We start from the raw sequence: 18,421 nt of genomic DNA on the forward strand, positions 1-18,421 counted from the left end.
ACCAATGATCCACAGTGACCGCGGTTCCCAATATACATCCAAGGCTTTCCGTCAAATCACGACAGAAGCCGGTATGACTCGTAGCATGTCCAGGTTGGCGACGTGTACGGATAATGCGCCGATGGAAAATTTCTTCGGGCATTTCAAGTGTGAATGTTATGACTTGAAGATGTATCACACATTTGAGGCATTGGAAAGCGATATCGAGCAGTATATTGAGTTCTATAATCACAAACGTTTACAAGCACAATTAAACAGCCTGGCACCGGTAGAATTTCGGGCACAGGCTGCTGCATAACTGTTTTATTATTTTAGTGTCTACTTGACGGGTGGCGGTTCACTCCCTTGAATTTATTTCAAGTTCTTTATTTTCATGACGCCGTTTGCCACAGCGAGATCGAAATATCCTGCACCGACACATTTATATAGCGTGATGTCTTCATTTGAATTTCTCAAGTAATCTTTTTCAAAAATATCGACGAGCGTTCCTTTAATATCGTTCCAGGTGATGACACCGTCTTCTACGGCTTTTATAATTTCACCGGCCTCCTCTTTCGCACCGTTTATGTCATCCAGATAAATCTGGTCTGCCCTTTTGACAGTCTCAATATCCATCTCTATCATTTCGGGTGTGAATGATCCTACGCCGTTGATATGTGTGCCTGATTTTAAATTTGAACCGTCAAAAACCGGGGTTTTTGACTGTGTCGCACAGTTTAAAATATCACTTTCACCGACGAGGTCACCGACTTCATTGACCACTTCGATATCAGTATCGACCCCAAAATCTTCTAAATCTTTTTTAAAGGTTTCAGCCTTGCTCCGGGTTCTGTTAAACAATAAGATTCTGTTAATATCTCTCACTTCAAGCACACCTAAAACCTGTTCAAAAGCCATTCTGCCCGTGCCGATGACACCAAGAACCTTTGAATCTTTTCTGGCAAGCTTATCGGTGGCAATTGCAGTCATTGCACCTGTGCGCAGTCTCGTTAAGTAAGAAGCTTCCAATGAGGCAATATGTTTGCCGTCATTCAGGTTTGATACCAGTATATTCCCCTGGGTGGTCGGAAGATCGGCGTTGTCAGGGAAAATCGAGACGGTCTTGATAATGGACACTTTTTGGGCCGTGCTGATACATGGCATGTAGAGCATGGAAGAGCTGTCACTTGCCGGAAGGACGATTCTCTTGGCTTCAACCAGTCTGTCATTTCTGAAATCATCCAGTACCAACTTCACATCTTCGATGGCGTGATTAATTTTGTATACTTCCTGAATATCTGAATCTGTCAAAATCTGCATTTGAATATCTTCCTTTCGATAGTTAATCATTCTTAGTGACTCTTATTATTCACCATACAATATTGTAAAAGATTATTCATTCAATAAAAGACTCATGCCGTTTTATACCAACATGAGTCAGGTTTTAATATTTCATTCATAAAGTTCATCCCGCGTAATGGAGAACGAAGAAATATCATGCTCAGTTTTCCCTTTAGTGACGAGGTCGGTCAGGATTTCCCCCACTACCGGTACATATTTGAAGCCGTGACCGGAAAAGCCGCCGGCAACATAAATATTATCGTGCTCGGTATGCTGGTCGATGATAAAATCTTCATCCGGAGTATTGGTAAATATGCATGCGAGCCCTTTATTCAGCTTACCATTGGCGCCCCGCATATGCGCATTCAGAAAGTCTCTTAAATAAGCTTCATCTTTTTCAAATGAACCGAAATTTCTGTCCATCCCTTCAGGGTCTGTGTCATCTTCATCACTGCCGTCATAACGTCCAATCTTCACACCTGTGCCGTCTATGCTCGAAAATCCATAATAGGATCCATATCTGGAACGTCCGATAAATCCTGGGAAATGTTCAGAGCTGTATAATTCTTCATCCACTTCAAACCATGCGATTGTTCGGCGTGATGGCTGGATTTTTAAATCCATGCCCAGATCTTTAAGCATTCTGCCATTATATGCACCTGATGATAAAATCAGTTTATCAGCTTTAAAAGAGTCATTCCCGGTTTCAACATGGACTTGCTGTCCTTCAGGACGAATGCTTTTGACCGGTGTGTCGACCAGCAGCTCAGCGCCGTTCGACAGTGCGAGGCGGCGGTATGTCCTCAGGGCATTTTCACCCATGATGACACCGCCCTTCTTCTCATAATAACCGATTTCCAAATCTTCACCATGAAGTCCTGGCCAACGCTCCTGCATTTCTTCAACTGACAAAGTTTCGATGTCCAGATCATATTTCTCTGCACCGTCTATGGTTCTTTCGAGGAATTCGGACCCTTTGTAACCAAAATTGAGAATTCCAATCTGTCTGAAGATCTCATCATCTGTAAGGGTCTGCAGCTCGTCCCACATTTCCTGTGAACGTAAAGCAAGAGGGATATACTGCGGCCCTTCTCCCACTGCATGGCGGATCAGACGCGTATCACCGCCGTGGCTGCCGTAGGAATGCGGCGGGTCATTGGCATCAATCATCAGGACATCGCGGTCTTTTTGTGAGAGATAGTATCCTGCGGACAATCCCATCGAGCCGGCGCCGACAATAACGACATCATAATGTTTATTAATAAGATCACCTCTATCGGATATATTTGCCTAATATCAATCTTACTCTACCCGGCATGATAATCACTTAATTATAAAATGAAAAATTTGATCCAGACATAATATCTGTCAAATCAGAATATTTTGATAAGAGTGGTGATACATGAGATAATAAAGGTAAATAATCGGGTGATTGATAACTGGAAGGAGTGTGACACCCATGGGAAGAAAAACAAAGTTGGTCAGTGCAGTCGGGTTGGTCGCAGGTGTGTTGTATCTTACTAAAAATAAAGAGACGGTAAAAAAGGGTATCGATCAAGGAATCGATATCGTTGTCAGCCAGGCAGGCAAATGGACAAGCGATCCATATGTTAAGAAAATGGGCAGGCCTGAGAATTTAAGGGATTCGAATATGGTGGACGAAGGTGCAATGACAAGTGTTCAATACTACAATGATTTAAGGGAAGAAGCGCGGCAGCAAAACAAGTAATTAAAATGGGCGGACTCAAATTGACTTGAGCCCGCCCGTTTCATATTTATCGTTGAAATGTGCCTCTGTAAACGAATTTTCCATGACATCTGCCGCACATATATCTTTTCTCATAGCCCTTCATATTTTTGCTGAACTGGTATCTGCATTTTTTGCACTCATATAAATAGGACTGACCCTTATATTTATAACTCCGTGTTCTTGAAATTCCCAGACGTTCCAGAGTATTTATGAACTCAGGGTCAGAATCCCTGAAAGGCAATCTTTTTTTATACAGGGCATAATGGACGCATTCATGATACAGAACATCGAGTATGGCATTTTTATCGTTGTTGATTATAAAGTTATAAGACAGGACAATCTCACTGCTTAAAACTTCATTGTTATTATATTTAATGCTGAAAACGCCAAGTTTTGATTTCATACGTTTGGATATGCGAAGCGGCACATCCAGCGGCATATCGAAGTGTTCTTTTAGAAAGCCTTCGGCATGGAACTTCAATTGTTGTGTGTTCATAATAGATCACTCTCAGTTTTATATGGTTAAACTAATGATATCATTCAAGTTTCATGAGAAACATTGAAGATAAAAAAGCGATCCTATGATAAACAACATAAAATCGCCCATGTAATCCGGAGAAATATCCGGCTGTATTCATATTATTCAAGGTTTGGCAAAATTCTGTGTCCGACTTTGGAAAATAAAACTGTGCCGAGAAGTGTGGTGATTAATGTTGAAATGGTGATTGTTACAAAGCTGAACCAGAATGGAATCTCAAGTACTGTGAGCAGCATCAAACCGACAAAAATTCCACATAGCACACTGTACTGGACAGCGTTTATCCAGACATTTTTGATGAAATAGCTGATTGTATATGAAATGACGGCAATGCCGACACCTGTCGCTACATCAATCAGGCCGAGCGGCGAGAAAAAATTGGCGACTGCCAGCCCGATCAGCATTCCGGGGATGAACTTGCGGTTGAAAAATGGAATCACGGCAAGCATCTCGCTGATCCGTATTTGTATCGCCATCGTTCCGATGGGGTTGATGACTGTCAATGCGACATAAATGGCAGCAAGCACTGCATTGTAAATCATTATTCTGTTACTGATAATAATCATTCTCCTTAGTTTTTTATACAGGGAGTTTGCGAACCTGTGAGATAGAACATAACAAACTGCCATATAATTATATCAGATTAAAATATTATTTGAAGCGTATTAAGTGACAGTCTGATGATAAAGAATCCCCTGAATATTTATAGTCAGGGGATTTATCGTTATACATTCATCACTCTTTGGTAATTATCAGGGTCGGTGTCTCCTTCGGTATTGATGACCAATACTTTTGAATCAGTGCCGAGGTCCAGGTTCTCTTTAAGGTCCGTATATGAATCATTCGTCATCACTTCATACATAAAGCCTGCCGGTAAAGCGCCTGAGGGACCTGAAATGATTTTTGCATCGCCTTCTGCCGGTCTTCCGAGCATCCGCATGCCTTGTGCACTGATCTCATCATCACAGGAAATGAAATAATCAGCCGTGGATTTTAATATATTCCAGCCGATCGGGCTCGGTTCACCGCATGAAAGGCCGGCCATCATCGTATTCATATCTCCGTATACTCTGACAGGATTTCCAAGTTCGCTGTCGGCCGAACGGAAAATCGGATCTGCTTCTCTAGGTTCGACAACAATAATTTTTGGCGGACTGCCGTCTGTTTGATTGTAAATGGCTGCGGCCATTGCACCTGCGAATGAACCGACCCCTGCCTGTAAAATGACATGAGTAATCTGATCCAGGCTGTCAGGTTCAAGCTGCTCGGTAATTTCAGAAAGAATCGTTGTATAGCCCTGCATAATATGGGTCGGTATCTCTTCATACCCTTCCCATGCGGTATCCTGCATCAGAATCCAGCCGTTGCCGCTGGATTGATCTGCAGCATACTGAACGGTATCATCATAGTTTATATCGGTGACTTTCGCTTCAGCACCGAGCTCAGTGACAGCATCAACACGTACTTCTGCAGCACCTTTTGGCAGGAATACTTTGCCGTTTTGATTGAAGATCCGGGTGGCCCATGCGACGCCTCTGCCGTGGTTGCCTTCTGTTGCTGTTACAAACGTTTCTGGAGGGTATTTATTGACCGATTCCAGTAATTCGTCAAAGCGGACTTCAGCCATATCCATATTTAATTGGCCGGCAAAATAACACGCCATCGCATATGACGCCCCCAGTCCTTTAAAAGCATTCAGACCGAATCTTCTCGATTCATCTTTGACCAATAAACTGCCCAGCCCGAGTTCTTTTGAACGCCCTGTCAATTCAGAGAGCGGTGTCTTTGCATATTGGGGCAGGGACTGATGAAAGTGATGTGCTTTTTTGACTTTTTCTTTTGAGAAAGGTTGATTGAACATGACGGAATTATCAGCATTTTTGAATTGGTTCTGAATCCATTCCATTTACTCAGCCTCCTGGAAACATTGATTATACTCATCGTAACTTAAATTGGATGAATGTTAAGCATTTAAAAGAATCAAAAAAATGACAGGGATGAAATCCCGTCATTTTGGCTGTACAAAGAAACCTTCTGATTCACTCCACTCAGCGACATAAATATCCTCCATGCGATGGCCGGTCTCTTCTTTCAGTGTCTTTTCCAGCCAATTTTCGTCGACATTTGCTGCTGTGAGTGCATTATATTCTATCTGGCCGCCATCTATGAATAAGTATGATATTGAATTTTCTTTGAAATTATCAAGCAGTTCACTTCTGACCGGTACTTGTTCCCGAGCGTATTTGATAACGGAGAGTCTTCCGCTGGTTTCCATGATGGCATGTTTGACTTCACGAAGGGAAAATACACCATTCATTCTCAATAATTCTCTCAGCTCATCGACATCCATATTGTGTCTGTTCAATATTTTATCATCTATTTTACCATCATTGATCAGAAGTTTTGCCCTGCCTTTTGTCACCCTTCTGAATCGTTCATTTTTCATGGCAAACCTTTCAATTACATATATGAGAAGCCCCCAGTAAGCCAGCATGATGAGCATATGATAAAACGGTGTAGTGGTTTCATAGAGAGACTCTTCGACGATACTTCCTAAAATGAGAGCGTAGACGAAATCAAGCGGCGTAATCTGTGCAAGTTCTTTATGACCAAGAAGTCTGATGACAATCATGACACCAATGAGACCGACTGTCAGCTTTACGAAATAAGACATTATATCTTCCACTGCCCCTTCCCCCTTCTTCGTATTTTTAATGACAAATAAATCACTGTGCTTCTATGTACGATTATATTCAATATGAATAGATACCCTTTTACATATCGGCTTAACCTTTCGGTAACTCCACTAAAATTATATAAAAAGAGATGAATCGTATTAAATACGGCTCATCTCTTTAAAATCAATTACATTATATTTTTGAATACATTACCTTCTTTGGCGACCACTTTAATTTCTTCGTTAGTTTTCAGAACACCGATATCATCCAAAGGATTTTCTTTTGTCAAAATGAAATCTGCTACATAGCCTTCTTTAATCAGTCCGAGATCAGTGTAGCCCATACATTCAGCAGCCGTTTGAGTGGAGGCCAAAATGGCATCCATCGGCGTCATCCCGCATTCAACCATCAGCTCAAGTTCACGAAGGTTGGTCCCATGTTTGAATACTCCGGCATCAGTGCCCATTGCAATTTTTACACCGGCTTTATAAGCTCTTGTAAAACTTTCTTTATGAATTTCAATGACTTCTTTCGATTTATCTATAGATGTCTGTGCCATTCCGAGTTCATCGGAAAATTCCAATACTGATACTGGTGCAAGAAGAGTCGGTACAAGGTAAGTGCCTGTTCTTTCATTCTGCATAAATTTATATTTCACAGGTTCTTCTTTCAATGAAACTTTTGCGGTATCCTTGGCATTTATCTGTCCTGTCATGAACAGATGGCCGTATCGTTTCATGAAAAAAGTAGAAATCGGCATGCCCACAATACCTTGGAATGCATACACGAGTACAGGGACAACAATCAAAGAAGTCATTCCCAGTTCAGTCAGTCTCTCATTTGTAATCAATAATGCTAACACACCGCCTGACAATGGGCCGACACCACTGGCAGCAGTTGGAAAATCAAACATCAAAGTAACTAAGGTCAGCACAAGTGTCAGAGAGCCAATCAAGCCCGAAAGTGCAATGACAACCGCTTTCCACTGTGATTTCAGAATATCAAAACGCATCAGCGTTCCCATATGTACAATTAACGGACCGATTAAAAGGGCGCCTAAAGACGGGAGTGTCGATAAATCAAGAATATCTTCCGGGAAGACGCCAATCCACGTAAAGATAAGAAATCCCAGCATAGCAGTCATTAATGTCGGGATCCGTGCTCTTGATAAGACAGAGATATATTCACCCAAAGCAAGCAGGGCGAATATAGCGACTGTTGCAATAATAGGTTCTTGCCACATAATCACACTCCTCACTAATTTATATAAATGAGTGCATTATACTAGCAATAAAATAGGAATAATAGCGATATTCAGAAAAAAACGATTATTCTGTGAAAGAATACGTTTCCATTGTATACTGTATACCTGTATACAAATAAATACCAGTTAAACCTTTACTTTTCAGACATTAATTACCTGGAATAATATAAGCTACTCCACATCTTTTCTGAACTCGACAAACATCACATATTCAATGACCGTCTCTGAAATATTTCCGTTTTCATCTTTTTCTACAAGCTTGAGTTCTTGCATATGAAAGTTTCCGACAGGGATGACCATTTTCCCACCCGGTGCAAGCTGATCAGTCAACGTTTCCGGTATTTCATTTGCTGCTGCAGTTACCATAATCTTGTCATAAGGTGCATTCTCTTCCCAACCGGAGTGTCCGTCACCATAATGGAAATGAACATTTGAATACCCCAGGCCGGTCAGTCTTTCTTTCGCAGAATCATGCAGCGCCCGTATGCGTTCCACGGTATAGACAGAACTTGAAAATCTTGAGAGCAGCGCTGTCTGGAATCCGGAGCCTGTCCCTATTTCAAGTACTTTGTCTTTTTTGTTCAGCTCCAGTTCCAAAGTCATGTTGAGTACAAGTGTCGGCTGGGAGATTGTCTGTCCATGGCCTATCGGCAGGGGTCTGTCGAGTGCGGCGTGCTCTTTTTGATCATCAATGAATTTACTGCGGTCAAGCTGTTTGAAATAAGCTTTGATTTCTTCATTACTGTAATCCATAGTATTCATCCGTCCTTTCCAATAAATCTTTGAACTGTTATACAACCATACCCTTATCAGCCAAGTTTGATTTATATGATTAATGTTAATATATGAAATGAGGAAGAATTAATATTTTAGAGGTGATTTGTAATGAGCCAGATTCATATTAAAGGTGCAAACCAGAATAATTTGAAAAACATCAGCGTTGATATACCTAAGCATAAATTAACGGTCTTTACAGGACGGTCGGGTTCAGGAAAATCATCACTCGTTTTCAATACTGTCGCAGCGGAATCCGAAAGGCTGCTGAACGAAACCTACTCTACTTATATTCAAAACCAGCTGACACATTATGAGAAGCCGGAAGTAGATCAGATATTGAACCTGCCTGTGGCGATGGTCATCAATCAGAAAAGGCTCGGCGGGAATTCCCGTTCGACGGTCGGTACGATTTCTGATATATACGCTTCGGTGCGGCTGCTTTGGTCGAGACTGGGGAGTCCTTTTGTCGGCTATTCGAGCGTATTTTCATTCAACAATCCGAATGGCATGTGTGAAACATGCCAGGGTCTCGGATATGTGGAAGATATCGATTTGAATGAGCTTCTAGATTTCGACAGATCGCTGAATGAAGACGCGATAAAATTCCCCTCCTTCCGACCGGACAGCTGGCGGGGCAAACGATATTTATACACGGGGCTATTTGATAATGACAAAAAGCTGAGAGATTATACAGAAGAAGAGATGGATACTTTTTTATATACAAAACCGAAAAAACTTAAAAACCCACCCGAGAACTGGCCGAGGACGGCAAAATATGAAGGGCTGATCCACCGGTTCAGACGCTCATTCTTATTGAATGACAACTTTGAAAAGAAGCGGTTTTTAGCGGATGTGGAACGGGTTGTCACTTCCAAAGACTGTCCGGACTGCCATGGTCAGAGATTGAGCAGGAAAGTGCTCACATGCAAGATCAAAGATTTGAATATCGCTGACTTCACTTCACTGACAATCGAAGATGCCATTCCGTTTCTGGAATCTCTGGAAGATGAGAAGGCGAAGTACATCATCGAACCGCTGTTAAAACAGTTAAAAGCCTTAAAGCATGTCGGCCTGAACTATTTGACGCTCGACAGGGAAACACCGACTTTATCAGGCGGTGAATCGCAGAGAATCAAACTGATCAGGCATTTGAACAGTCCTTTGACAGATCTTGTATATATCATCGATGAGCCGAGTGTCGGTCTTCACCCCGAAGACATCGACAGGATCAACGACATCATCAAATCGATACGTGATAAAGGGAACACTGTATTGATCGACGAGCACGATCCCGATGTGATAAAAATTGCTGACCATGTCATAGATATCGGTCCCGGAGCCGGTAAGAGAGGCGGCGAGATTACGTTTACGGGGACATACGATGAACTGCTCGGGTCAAATACGGCTACAGGAACAGCACTAAGGGAAAAACACTCATTACAACAAAACCACAAAGAAGCAGAAGACAGGATTTCAATTGATAATATTACTAAGAACAACCTTGATGATGTGAGCGTCGAGATACCAAAAAGTATGACGACAGTGTTCACAGGCGTTGCAGGATCCGGTAAGAGCACTCTGCTCAGTGAAGGATTGAAATCAGACGAAAATTGCATCTTCGTCAATCAGAAAAGCATTCATGCTTCCAGCAGGTCGAATGTGCTGACCTACATGAATGTATTTGATGATATCCGCAGCTTTTTCAGTAAGAAAACCGGCCTGAAGAAAAGCATGTTCAGTTATAATTCCGAAGGCGCCTGTCCGGAATGCGGCGGCAAAGGCGTGATTAAAACGGAGCTTGCATTTATGCCGGAACTGTCACAGGTGTGTGAGCTTTGTCAGGGTTCGAGGTATAAAGAAGAAGTGCTTGATGCCAAAGTGGAAGGATATTCAATCGCGGACATATTGGCACTTACTGTTGAAGAGGCAATCAATTTATTTGAAGAAAATAAAGCCGTAAGAGAACGTTTGTATCACCTTGAACAGACCGGCCTTCAGTATATGACACTCGGACAGTCGTTAAATACATTGTCAGGAGGGGAAATGCAGCGGTTGAAACTCAGCTGGCATTTAGACAGCGATGCTTCAGACACTGTTTATGTATTTGATGAACCGACGACCGGACTTCATGAAAAAGATATACCGACACTTCTTGAATGTTTTGAGAAATTGAAAGAAGCAGGTAATACAGTCATTATAGTAGAACATAACCTGACGATGATGACACATGCCGACTGGCTGATCGATATCGGTCCAGGGGCAGGGAACAACGGCGGCCGGGTATTATACAGCGGACACCCTGAAGGTATATTTGACGTGGAAGAATCAGTGACGGGAAAACACTTGAAACGTTATATTGAAGAGACAATATAAAGAACGGATGAGGTGTGAAATGATGAATGTAAGACTACTCGATATTGATGATGCTGAGCAGTACAGAGCATTGAGACTGAAAGGATTGAAGACGGACCCGGGTGCTTTCGGGTCTACATATGAACTTGAATCCACGCTGCAGATTGAAAACTTTGAAGGCAGATTGAAATATTCAGACGAACAGTTTGTTGTCGGTGGTTTTGATGAAGACAGACTTATATGCGTGGCTTCTTTTATTCGCAGAAGCGGCCCGAAATCCAATCATAAAGGTAATCTGCAGGCGATGTATTGTGAGGAGGAATACCGCGGAAAAGGCATTGCCCGTGATGTTGTGACTTATTTAATTGATAAGGCAAGAGAAATTCAAGGTGTTGACCAACTCAGTCTGGCGGTCGTGACTGAAAATATCAGAGCAAAAGCATTTTATGAAGCATTCGGTTTTGAAATATATGGTACAGAGCCGAGAGCAATGTTTAACGATGGAAAATATTATGATGAACATAAGATGATACTGCAGTTTTCAAGTTGTAATCCATGAGCAATGTACTCCACTGGATGCCGTCCTATTAATATGACCATTAGTATGATTCCTATGGATAATTCAGGAAGAAAGAAGTTTAAGTCCCCCCGGAATGGGTAAATATTCAACAAACTTACAATAGTTATCTAAAAATAAGAGGTGGGTTATTAATGGATAAAAGAGCAAAAAAAGCTACAGGAATCATTGCAGCAATTGGCGGTTTATTCGTTTTGATGGCAGGCATATTTATGGCAGTAGTATCAGCCTTGGCAGTAACTGTAGCGTTATTGCCATTGAGAAAGCAAGAGAATCGTGAAATGATTGCAAACGAGTACTCTAAGGCTAAAGAAAATCCGGCAGGATATGCACAAAACGTTCAGCATAAAGTTACGGATAAAGCCGGTCAATATCAGGAAAGAGCAATGAACGAGTACAATAAAGTTAGAGAAAATCCGAAAGGGTATGCTCAAAACGTTCAGGAGAAAGCGAAATCGGAAATGAAAAAAGTTAAAGAAAATCCCGGTGGCTATGCTAAAGACACCAAGAGTAAAGTGGACAACAGAATCCAGAGTGGTAAGCAGCACTTTCAGGAAGCGACAGATGAAAATACGGGCCCTCCGCTGGGTACTGATCAATAGAAATTTAAAATATAAACAGACTCAAGTGAATTCAAACTCTTTTGGAATAATTGACGAACCCCTAAACTATCGTAATAGATTAGGGGTTCGATTTGTTATCAGTTTGAAGTGCTTCATTAACCTACTCTTCAAGGTAATCAATATATATGACGCCATCATACTGTTCAGCAGGGACCATGGAGCCCCCCCATGCAGGATGGCCTTCATAATAGGTTGAAAGTTCTTCATCAGCCCAGTCCGTCTCATGAAGATTCACAAAGGCATGATCAAGTCTATATTCTGATATTCTGTTTTCAAGGTCGTTGTTTCTAGTCTTCCTTGGCAAGGTGTCTTCTCTGTAAAAGTTTTCATCAGGGAAGATATTTTCACCTTCATTAAAAATTGTTGCGATATGGAATGTATTGATATCAGAATCCTCAAGCCTGCTTCCAACTGAATTTTCAAGCGCATTGTACATCAAATCCAATATTTCTACGTGTGAACCGGCTTCACCGAGTTGTTTGGTCGCATGTGCATTATGCATATGAACAATCACTTTGCTGTCATCTTCTACAAGTGCTTCGATATTTTCGTACATATCCTGACCGCGGCGTGCGTAGTAATCTTCACGTGAGTTTTCGACTTCCAAATCTCCAAGATAGTCCTCTGATAAAGTACTTTTTAGAAAATTGATGCGGGCTTCTATATAGTTTTGGGACATGGTGTTTAAATCATTAAAATAATCACTGTCATGAATGTCTTCATATACTGTCCGCAATTCATCCATAGCTTCATGATCTATTTCCCCATATTCAACAGCCATGGACTGAACCTGTTCTTTAATACCCTGTTCGGCATCGAGAAATGCCTCGCTCATATTACTGGTGTCCAGTAAATCATCTGCTACGAACTCTTCATGAGTCACATTGTCATGCATTGGACCAGCAATGATACGGGAAATCCCTTCAAGCTGAAAGTCTTCGTCAAGGTCAACAGCGCGCTGCACCACCTCATCAAATTCCGGGTTGTGATGCACTGTAGTTATAAAATCCTCTTTGGGAAAATTTTCTGTGTAGCCTTCAGACTCGTAATAATCCAAATAGAAATCGAATTGATCTCTTCCAAACTCCATGGCATAAGTATTGAAGTTATAATTATCATTGAGATAAAGAGTCAGTTCAGAGAATAATTTACTGAACTCTTCAGACTCATGTGTAGATTCACCTAATATAACAACATCGTACTCTTTGAGCAGTTCACCGATTTCATCCATTTCCGTTTCCAGATTATAATATTCTTTCGGTTCATCATTACCGCATGCTGCAGCGAACAGCACAGGCACAAACAATATAAGGATATAGTTCATAGAACCAATCCCCTTTGATATTCTTTGAAACACTTATACCGCCCGACGATTCCATATAAACACATAATAGTTTATAACGCAGTGCGTTATATTGTTAAAATGCTGTTATACCAGTATGTAAAAGCACTTTAACATTATAAAAGTATCGCATGTAAAAGAAGTTTGGCAGTTTAGTTATATACAATCCTCTAAATTAAAATATGAAAGCACTGAATGCATTCTGAATTCCATTTTAAATGTTTTATTATCGGGTATAGCTTAATGTACATAGTAAAGTAATTTAAAAAGGAGATAATCATGAACGAAGTACAAAAGATTTTATTGAAAAGGGCAAAGAAAGTCCGGCTGTCTTACCATGATTTTATAAACAACCCTTTTGATGATGCGAATGCGCATAAATTACGTGTGAATTGCCGTAAACTCAGAGGAATCATAGGCATATTGAAAAAAGCGCTGTATAAAGATGATTACATCAGACTGAACGTTGAACTAAAGAATATTGCACTTATAATCAGCGATTTGAGAGAGATTGATGTTCTGAGTGAATTAGCAAATGAAACCGTAAAAGATAAACCGGATTTGAGTGATCACTATCAGGAAATGTTTTTCTATTTAAAGGAAAAACGGGATGAAGAAATGAAAACGGCTCTTGAAAAAATGAAGGAAGCCAAGTTGGAATCCAAGTTTGATAAAATTGAATCTAAAATCGTGTCATTAAAATTTAAAGAGAAATACAGAGATAATGAAGATCTGACGCAATTTCTGAATAAACGGCTCTCAAAAAGGTATCAAAAGTTGATGGATGATTATGAAACAGTGGAGAAGAAGGATTATTCCCAAATCCATGAAATTAGAAAAGATGCCAAAACGCTCAGGTTTGGAGCGAGGTACCTGGGCCGGCTGACTGAACTCAACTATAAGCTGATCAGCAAAGAGGCAAATAAAATCCAGGATGAGCTGGGCAAAAATACCGATCGTCATGTCAATATGCAGTTGTTGAATGCGTTCGCACATGAAACTGACAATCAAGATTTGAAAAAGCTGTTTTTAGCTATCAGGGATATAGAAAAACAGAAATGAAAGCTCTGCATATGATGCAGAGCTTTTCATCTTTTGGCGCTGTCCGCCGGATATATGAAGCTGATTAAAAACCCGCTGTGCTTCATTAACTATGTTTGAGTTTGTGAAATGCCTTTTCCAGATTCTCCACTATTTGAGAAGCAGTCATGCTTTCGATGGCGCTTTCCTGATCCAAAATATAATCGGCGGTATAGCCATGCATAAATACCGCACCGGATACCGCATGCTGGGTATTTTCATATCTTCCAAGGAATGCGGCAATCATTCCGGTCAGTACATCGCCGCTTCCGCCTTTGGCAAGTCCTGCATTCCCGGTATCATTGATGAACGTTTCCCCGGCCGGTGTCGAGACCAATGTATTCGGACCTTTTAATACAAGGTACACTCCATACTCGACGGCTATTTCCCGGGAAATATCAAATCGGTTTTTATTGACCTCGGAAGCTGAAGCATCAATGAGCCTTGCCATCTCACCGGGATGCGGTGTGATGATGACGGGGTGTTTCCTGTTTTTGATTTTATCTTTTAGTTCCTGTAATCGGGACAGCCCGTCAGCATCGATGACCAGAGGTCCTTCAAAATGATCAATCAGATATTCTACTGTCCCTCCGGTATCATCATTCACACCGAGACCCGGGCCAATTGCAATGATATCTTTATCATCTATAAATTCACTCAAATCATCTTTTCTGTCAAAGAGTGTGGCTTCCGGTACATGGTTGGTGATGGTGGAAAAGATATCGGAATGTGTGTTGAGGGTTGTAAGCCCTGCGCCGCTCCTGACCGCAGCAGTGGCCGCAAGTACCGCAGCGCCGGGCATATTACTGCTGCCTGCGATGATGCCGACTTTTCCATGCGATCCTTTATGGGAATTGTCATCTCTATGCGGCCAATGTTTCATTACATCTTTTTCAGTCCAAACGTATCGCTCTGATTTTACAGCCTTCTCCACTGCTTTTTCGGGTATGCCTATATGAATGATTTTCGTTTTACCGTAATAGTTACGTGCGGGATACATGTAATAGCTCAGTTTTGGTAAACCGATAGTGAGTGTGTAATCTGCTATTAATGTATTTTCAGGTACCGGTGATTCATCAGCAGGCAGACCGCTTGGCAGATCGATGGAGACTATGGTGTTATCCATATTGTTCAATTCCTGAAAAATTTCCGCATAGGGTGATTTAATTTCACCTTTGATTCCTGTGCCGAGCATCGTATCGATAACGATATCTGCATTTTTCATGATTTCACTATCATACTGTGTGAAAGTAAAGCCGGAGTTGAGATAGATGTTCTTCTGATAAGCCGCATCTCCGCTGATTTTATCAGAATCGGGTATGACGCAAACATCAACGTCATGTCCGTTTTCTTTCAATACTTTTGCGATGACAAAGCCGTCACCGCCGTTGTTGCCTGCGCCGATAAGTATGCAGAATGTCTGCTTATGAAAGATTTTCATAATATTTTTTGCCGCGACACGGCCGGCATTTTCCATCAGGATCTTGCCGTCTATCCCTATATTTTCGATTGCATATTCATCAACAGCCCGCATCTCTTCACCTGTAACGACTCTCATGCCCATCCTCCTCATTCAATATCAAATAAACCCCCTGAGGTCAGCTGGTTCATCGCTCAAGGGGTTTTGGTCTATACTTCCCGCAAAATCTTTTCCATTTTCTTGCCTTTTGCCAATTCATCAATCATCTTATCCATATAACGGATTTCCTGCATCAGCGGTTCCTCGATCTCTTCGACTCTGACACCGCAGATCACACCTTTGATTAAATCCCGATTTAGATTCATTTTCGGTGCCTCTTCAAAGAAATTTTCAAAGTCGGTTTTATTTTCAAGATGTGTTTCGAGTTCATTCTGACTATACCCGGTCAGCCAGCGTATAATCTCATCGACCTCTTCTTTAGTGCGGTCTTTTTTCTCAACTTTTGTAATGTAATGTGGATAGACACTTGCAAATGCCATCTTATATATTTTGTGGCCGGCCATCAATCTGCCTCCTTGATTTGAATTTATTGAATATATCTGTAAGCGAGCAGTTCTTTAAGTGATTTTATCTCTTCTTTCAGTTTGACACCGATATTTGTGTCACGCACTTTTTTACGTTCGAGTTCTTCATCCACTACACGGCGCACACTCAACGCATCCGCCCCGTTTCTTAAGACTTTCTCTTTAGTGTTGAAGTGCTGGTGTGCCACCAGCTGCATGCCGAATGAGTTGTACAGTAGTGTATAGCCTGCGATGCCGGTTGTTTTCTGATAGGCTTTTGAGAATCCGCCGTCAATGACCAGCATCTTTCCATTCGCCTTGATCGGATCTTCTCCGTCGATTTCTTTGACCGGAGTATGACCGTTGATGATTCTGCCCTGTTCCGGGTCGAGGTTGAATTCTTCCAGCATTTTACGGCACATGCTGACATCTTCCCTCAAGTAGTAATATGGGTTCTTCTCTTCCTTATGTGACGCTTTGTCATTGATGAAATACCTTTCAAATGTCGTCATTGCACGCTTGCCGAATAATGATGAATATTTTCCTGTCCATAAGTACCAGACGATGTCCGTTGCCAAATCATCAGTGCTCTCTTTGTTTGAAAATGACTGACGGAGATATTCCTCGAATTTATCGAGCAGCTCACGGCCATTGTATGTTTTTCCTTCAATTTCCATGGACTCCATTTCGCCGTTTTCATCGACCGGTATGCAGCCGTGGATCAGCAGGTTGCCGTTATATTTTAAATAGAGACTGCCTTTCTTCATCAGGAAATTCATATGTCTCTTCAGTTTTTCGGATTGCTGTATGGACAGCAGAAGTTTATTGATGACTTCTTCCTCTTCCGGCAGCAGCTTTGTCGGGTCCTCTCTGTCGACCGTCTGGAAACAGGTATTTTCCAGTTTATATGTGTTGCCGTATACTGTCAGTTCATCATGATCATAATCGACCTTTTCCAGTACAAGCCTCTCCTCCATTTCAAAGAATGGACGGCGCTTGATGATCGGTGCTTCCAGTTTGAACTGGATGATGGCAATGGCCTGGTGGATTTTTGTAATCTGGAGATTTTCAAGCTCTGAAAGTTCATCTCCCGACGTCACTTTCGGATGAAAAGCCGGATTGTCATCGTAGTATTTCTCGGCAAGATTGACTAATGGTCTGAGGTTGATGCCGTAGGCATCTTCGATAATATTCAAGTTGTCGTACCTCGCACATATCCTTAAAATGTTCGCAAGACATACTTTGGAACCTGCATAGGCACCGATCCATAAGACATCATGGTTGCCCCACTGGATATCGAGTGAGTGATAGTCAATCAGAGTATCCATGATCTTATCGGGTTCAGGCCCACGGTCATATATGTCGCCGACGACGTGCAGATGGTTGACCACCAGACGCTGCGTAGAATATGACAGGCCGATGATGAGTTTGTCTGCCTGCCCCAGTGTAATGATCTGATTGACCAGTTTTTCGTAATAAGTCTTCTTATTCGCATCTTCATCCGTTTTATAAAGCAGTTCTTCGATAATGAAAACAAACTGCTGGGGCAGTGCTTTTCTCAGCTTTGAGCGGGTATATTTAGTAGATGAATGTGCGATCAGGTCGATCATCCGGTGAATGGTCGTTATGTACCAGTCATCCAGTGCCTCTTTAGTTTCAAATTCATTTTTAACCAGCTGAAGCTTTTCTTCAGGATAGTATACCAGGGCAGCGAAATCGCTGATTTCATCATCAGACAGTGTACCTTTGAACAGCTCTGCAATTTTTTGTCTGACGTTGCCCGAGCCATTTCGGAGTACGTGCTGAAACGCCTGGTATTCCCCGTGCAGGTCACTGACGAAGTGCTCAGTGCCCTTTGGCAGATCCAGTATGGACTCCAGATTCATGATCTCGGTCGCCACTTTTTCTTCGTTATCATATTTATTTGCAAGCAGGTCTAAATATTTTTCTTTCAAGCCTGTATCGTTAGTCTCAACCATAATAGACACTCCCATTTAATGTTACATACTATTATACTAGATTTTCTTCTGAGTATAACCCATTCAATATAAAATTTATCATTATACATTTTATATATTGTTTCTGATAAAACATTTGATGGCAATGGATGCTAATACCAGAGGACGTATATGTTTCA

Annotated in this window: 18 protein-coding genes and 1 riboswitch; of the genes, 6 read left to right on the top strand and 12 right to left on the bottom strand. The window is 41.5% G+C overall.

The annotated features are described in order from the left end of the window. The coding region (locus BLR15_RS10840; protein ID WP_143003968.1) for an IS3 family transposase at window positions 1-298 on the top strand (298 nt) is incomplete at its 5' end. A 53-nt stretch (window positions 299-351) separates the two neighbouring features. On the opposite strand, the gene BLR15_RS10845 is transcribed toward BLR15_RS10840, so the two are convergent. Both BLR15_RS10845 and solA read right to left on the bottom strand, forming a co-directional pair. After that, on the bottom strand, window positions 352-1,329 hold the full coding sequence (locus BLR15_RS10845; protein WP_245696760.1) for an ornithine cyclodeaminase family protein: 978 nt from the start codon (window positions 1,327-1,329) through the stop codon (window positions 352-354). Between the two features lie 102 nt (window positions 1,330-1,431). After that, window positions 1,432-2,604 carry an N-methyl-L-tryptophan oxidase gene (solA, locus tag BLR15_RS10850; RefSeq protein WP_331465676.1) on the bottom strand — a complete coding sequence of 391 codons (1,173 nt, stop codon included), beginning with the start codon at window positions 2,602-2,604 and terminating at the stop codon, window positions 1,432-1,434. Window positions 2,605-2,779: 175 nt separating this feature from the next. Here solA and BLR15_RS10855 point away from each other — a divergent pair, with 175 nt between their 5' ends. Beyond that, window positions 2,780-3,049 (top strand): hypothetical protein, encoded by a 270-nt coding sequence (locus BLR15_RS10855; RefSeq protein WP_092987390.1) that lies wholly within the window; start codon window positions 2,780-2,782, stop codon window positions 3,047-3,049. Window positions 3,050-3,095: 46 nt separating this feature from the next. Here the strand turns inward: BLR15_RS10855 and BLR15_RS10860 are convergent, their stop codons facing one another. From BLR15_RS10860 to BLR15_RS10890, 6 genes are all read right to left on the bottom strand, one after another. Beyond that, window positions 3,096-3,566 (bottom strand): SprT-like domain-containing protein, encoded by a 471-nt coding sequence (locus BLR15_RS10860; RefSeq protein ID WP_092987392.1) that lies wholly within the window; start codon window positions 3,564-3,566, stop codon window positions 3,096-3,098. 143 nt (window positions 3,567-3,709) lie between these two features. Then, window positions 3,710-4,150 carry a QueT transporter family protein gene (locus BLR15_RS10865; RefSeq protein ID WP_092987441.1) on the bottom strand — a complete coding sequence of 147 codons (441 nt, stop codon included), beginning with the start codon at window positions 4,148-4,150 and terminating at the stop codon, window positions 3,710-3,712. Window positions 4,151-4,173: 23 nt separating this feature from the next. Next, a riboswitch (PreQ1 riboswitch) is annotated at window positions 4,174-4,217 on the bottom strand. Window positions 4,218-4,332: 115 nt separating this feature from the next. Then, window positions 4,333-5,514, bottom strand: coding sequence for a diaminopropionate ammonia-lyase (locus tag BLR15_RS10870; protein WP_092987394.1), 1,182 nt, complete (start codon window positions 5,512-5,514; stop codon window positions 4,333-4,335). A 102-nt stretch (window positions 5,515-5,616) separates the two neighbouring features. Next, a complete protein-coding gene (locus BLR15_RS10875; protein ID WP_176754138.1) occupies window positions 5,617-6,282 on the bottom strand; it encodes a DUF421 domain-containing protein in 666 nt (221 codons plus the stop codon). Between the two features lie 191 nt (window positions 6,283-6,473). Further along, the gene (locus tag BLR15_RS14300; RefSeq protein WP_245696762.1) at window positions 6,474-7,529 is read right to left on the bottom strand and encodes an amidohydrolase family protein; all 1,056 of its coding nucleotides are present in this window, start codon (window positions 7,527-7,529) and stop codon (window positions 6,474-6,476) included. 192 nt (window positions 7,530-7,721) lie between these two features. Next, on the bottom strand, window positions 7,722-8,303 hold the full coding sequence (locus BLR15_RS10890) for a protein-L-isoaspartate(D-aspartate) O-methyltransferase (RefSeq protein WP_092987398.1): 582 nt from the start codon (window positions 8,301-8,303) through the stop codon (window positions 7,722-7,724). A 132-nt stretch (window positions 8,304-8,435) separates the two neighbouring features. On the opposite strand from BLR15_RS10890, the gene BLR15_RS10895 reads away from it, so the two are divergent. The 3 genes from BLR15_RS10895 (at window position 8,436) to BLR15_RS10905 (ending at window position 11,858) form a co-directional block, all read left to right on the top strand. Beyond that, a complete protein-coding gene (locus tag BLR15_RS10895; RefSeq protein ID WP_092987400.1) occupies window positions 8,436-10,700 on the top strand; it encodes an ATP-binding cassette domain-containing protein in 2,265 nt (754 codons plus the stop codon). Window positions 10,701-10,722: 22 nt separating this feature from the next. Further along, window positions 10,723-11,238 (top strand): GNAT family N-acetyltransferase, encoded by a 516-nt coding sequence (locus tag BLR15_RS10900; RefSeq protein WP_092987443.1) that lies wholly within the window; start codon window positions 10,723-10,725, stop codon window positions 11,236-11,238. Window positions 11,239-11,390: 152 nt separating this feature from the next. Then, window positions 11,391-11,858, top strand: coding sequence for a hypothetical protein (locus BLR15_RS10905; RefSeq protein ID WP_092987402.1), 468 nt, complete (start codon window positions 11,391-11,393; stop codon window positions 11,856-11,858). A 121-nt stretch (window positions 11,859-11,979) separates the two neighbouring features. Here BLR15_RS10905 and BLR15_RS10910 read toward each other — a convergent pair whose 3' ends face one another. Further along, window positions 11,980-13,203, bottom strand: coding sequence for an erythromycin esterase family protein (locus BLR15_RS10910; RefSeq protein WP_092987404.1), 1,224 nt, complete (start codon window positions 13,201-13,203; stop codon window positions 11,980-11,982). Window positions 13,204-13,500: 297 nt separating this feature from the next. On the opposite strand from BLR15_RS10910, the gene BLR15_RS10915 reads away from it, so the two are divergent. Beyond that, the gene (locus BLR15_RS10915) at window positions 13,501-14,283 is read left to right on the top strand and encodes a CHAD domain-containing protein (RefSeq protein ID WP_092987406.1); all 783 of its coding nucleotides are present in this window, start codon (window positions 13,501-13,503) and stop codon (window positions 14,281-14,283) included. An 85-nt stretch (window positions 14,284-14,368) separates the two neighbouring features. Here BLR15_RS10915 and BLR15_RS10920 read toward each other — a convergent pair whose 3' ends face one another. The 3 genes from BLR15_RS10920 to BLR15_RS10930 all read right to left on the bottom strand — a co-directional run bounded on the left by BLR15_RS10920 (window position 14,369) and on the right by BLR15_RS10930 (window position 18,263). Continuing rightward, complete coding sequence (locus tag BLR15_RS10920; protein WP_092987408.1) at window positions 14,369-15,859, bottom strand: NAD(P)H-hydrate dehydratase; 1,491 nt, start codon at window positions 15,857-15,859, stop codon at window positions 14,369-14,371. Between the two features lie 71 nt (window positions 15,860-15,930). After that, the gene (locus BLR15_RS10925; protein ID WP_092987410.1) at window positions 15,931-16,284 is read right to left on the bottom strand and encodes a DUF2200 domain-containing protein; all 354 of its coding nucleotides are present in this window, start codon (window positions 16,282-16,284) and stop codon (window positions 15,931-15,933) included. A 23-nt stretch (window positions 16,285-16,307) separates the two neighbouring features. Then, window positions 16,308-18,263 (bottom strand): fructose-1,6-bisphosphatase, encoded by a 1,956-nt coding sequence (locus BLR15_RS10930; RefSeq protein WP_092987412.1) that lies wholly within the window; start codon window positions 18,261-18,263, stop codon window positions 16,308-16,310. Between the last annotated feature and the right edge of the window lie 158 nt (window positions 18,264-18,421).

This window comes from Lacicoccus qingdaonensis, from assembly GCF_900101075.1.
Lineage (GTDB): Bacteria > Bacillota > Bacilli > Staphylococcales > Salinicoccaceae > Lacicoccus > Lacicoccus qingdaonensis.

Bases quoted from the DNA above. Each gene is read 5' to 3' on its own strand.
- BLR15_RS10845 (WP_245696760.1), bottom strand. From the start codon at position 1,329: ATGATTAACTATCGAAAGGAAGATATTCAAATGCAGATTTTGACAGAT.
- BLR15_RS10855 (WP_092987390.1), top strand. From the start codon at position 2,780: ATGGGAAGAAAAACAAAGTTGGTCAGTGCAGTCGGGTTGGTCGCAGGT.
- BLR15_RS10860 (WP_092987392.1), bottom strand. From the start codon at position 3,566: ATGAACACACAACAATTGAAGTTCCATGCCGAAGGCTTTCTAAAAGAA.
- BLR15_RS10865 (WP_092987441.1), bottom strand. From the start codon at position 4,150: ATGATTTACAATGCAGTGCTTGCTGCCATTTATGTCGCATTGACAGTC.
- BLR15_RS10870 (WP_092987394.1), bottom strand. From the start codon at position 5,514: ATGGAATGGATTCAGAACCAATTCAAAAATGCTGATAATTCCGTCATG.
- BLR15_RS10875 (WP_176754138.1), bottom strand. From the start codon at position 6,282: ATGTCTTATTTCGTAAAGCTGACAGTCGGTCTCATTGGTGTCATGATT.
- BLR15_RS14300 (WP_245696762.1), bottom strand. From the start codon at position 7,529: ATGTGGCAAGAACCTATTATTGCAACAGTCGCTATATTCGCCCTGCTT.
- BLR15_RS10890 (WP_092987398.1), bottom strand. From the start codon at position 8,303: ATGGATTACAGTAATGAAGAAATCAAAGCTTATTTCAAACAGCTTGAC.
- BLR15_RS10895 (WP_092987400.1), top strand. From the start codon at position 8,436: ATGAGCCAGATTCATATTAAAGGTGCAAACCAGAATAATTTGAAAAAC.
- BLR15_RS10900 (WP_092987443.1), top strand. From the start codon at position 10,723: ATGAATGTAAGACTACTCGATATTGATGATGCTGAGCAGTACAGAGCA.
- BLR15_RS10905 (WP_092987402.1), top strand. From the start codon at position 11,391: ATGGATAAAAGAGCAAAAAAAGCTACAGGAATCATTGCAGCAATTGGC.
- BLR15_RS10910 (WP_092987404.1), bottom strand. From the start codon at position 13,203: ATGAACTATATCCTTATATTGTTTGTGCCTGTGCTGTTCGCTGCAGCA.
- BLR15_RS10915 (WP_092987406.1), top strand. From the start codon at position 13,501: ATGAACGAAGTACAAAAGATTTTATTGAAAAGGGCAAAGAAAGTCCGG.
- BLR15_RS10920 (WP_092987408.1), bottom strand. From the start codon at position 15,859: ATGAGAGTCGTTACAGGTGAAGAGATGCGGGCTGTTGATGAATATGCA.
- BLR15_RS10925 (WP_092987410.1), bottom strand. From the start codon at position 16,284: ATGGCCGGCCACAAAATATATAAGATGGCATTTGCAAGTGTCTATCCA.
- BLR15_RS10930 (WP_092987412.1), bottom strand. From the start codon at position 18,263: ATGGTTGAGACTAACGATACAGGCTTGAAAGAAAAATATTTAGACCTG.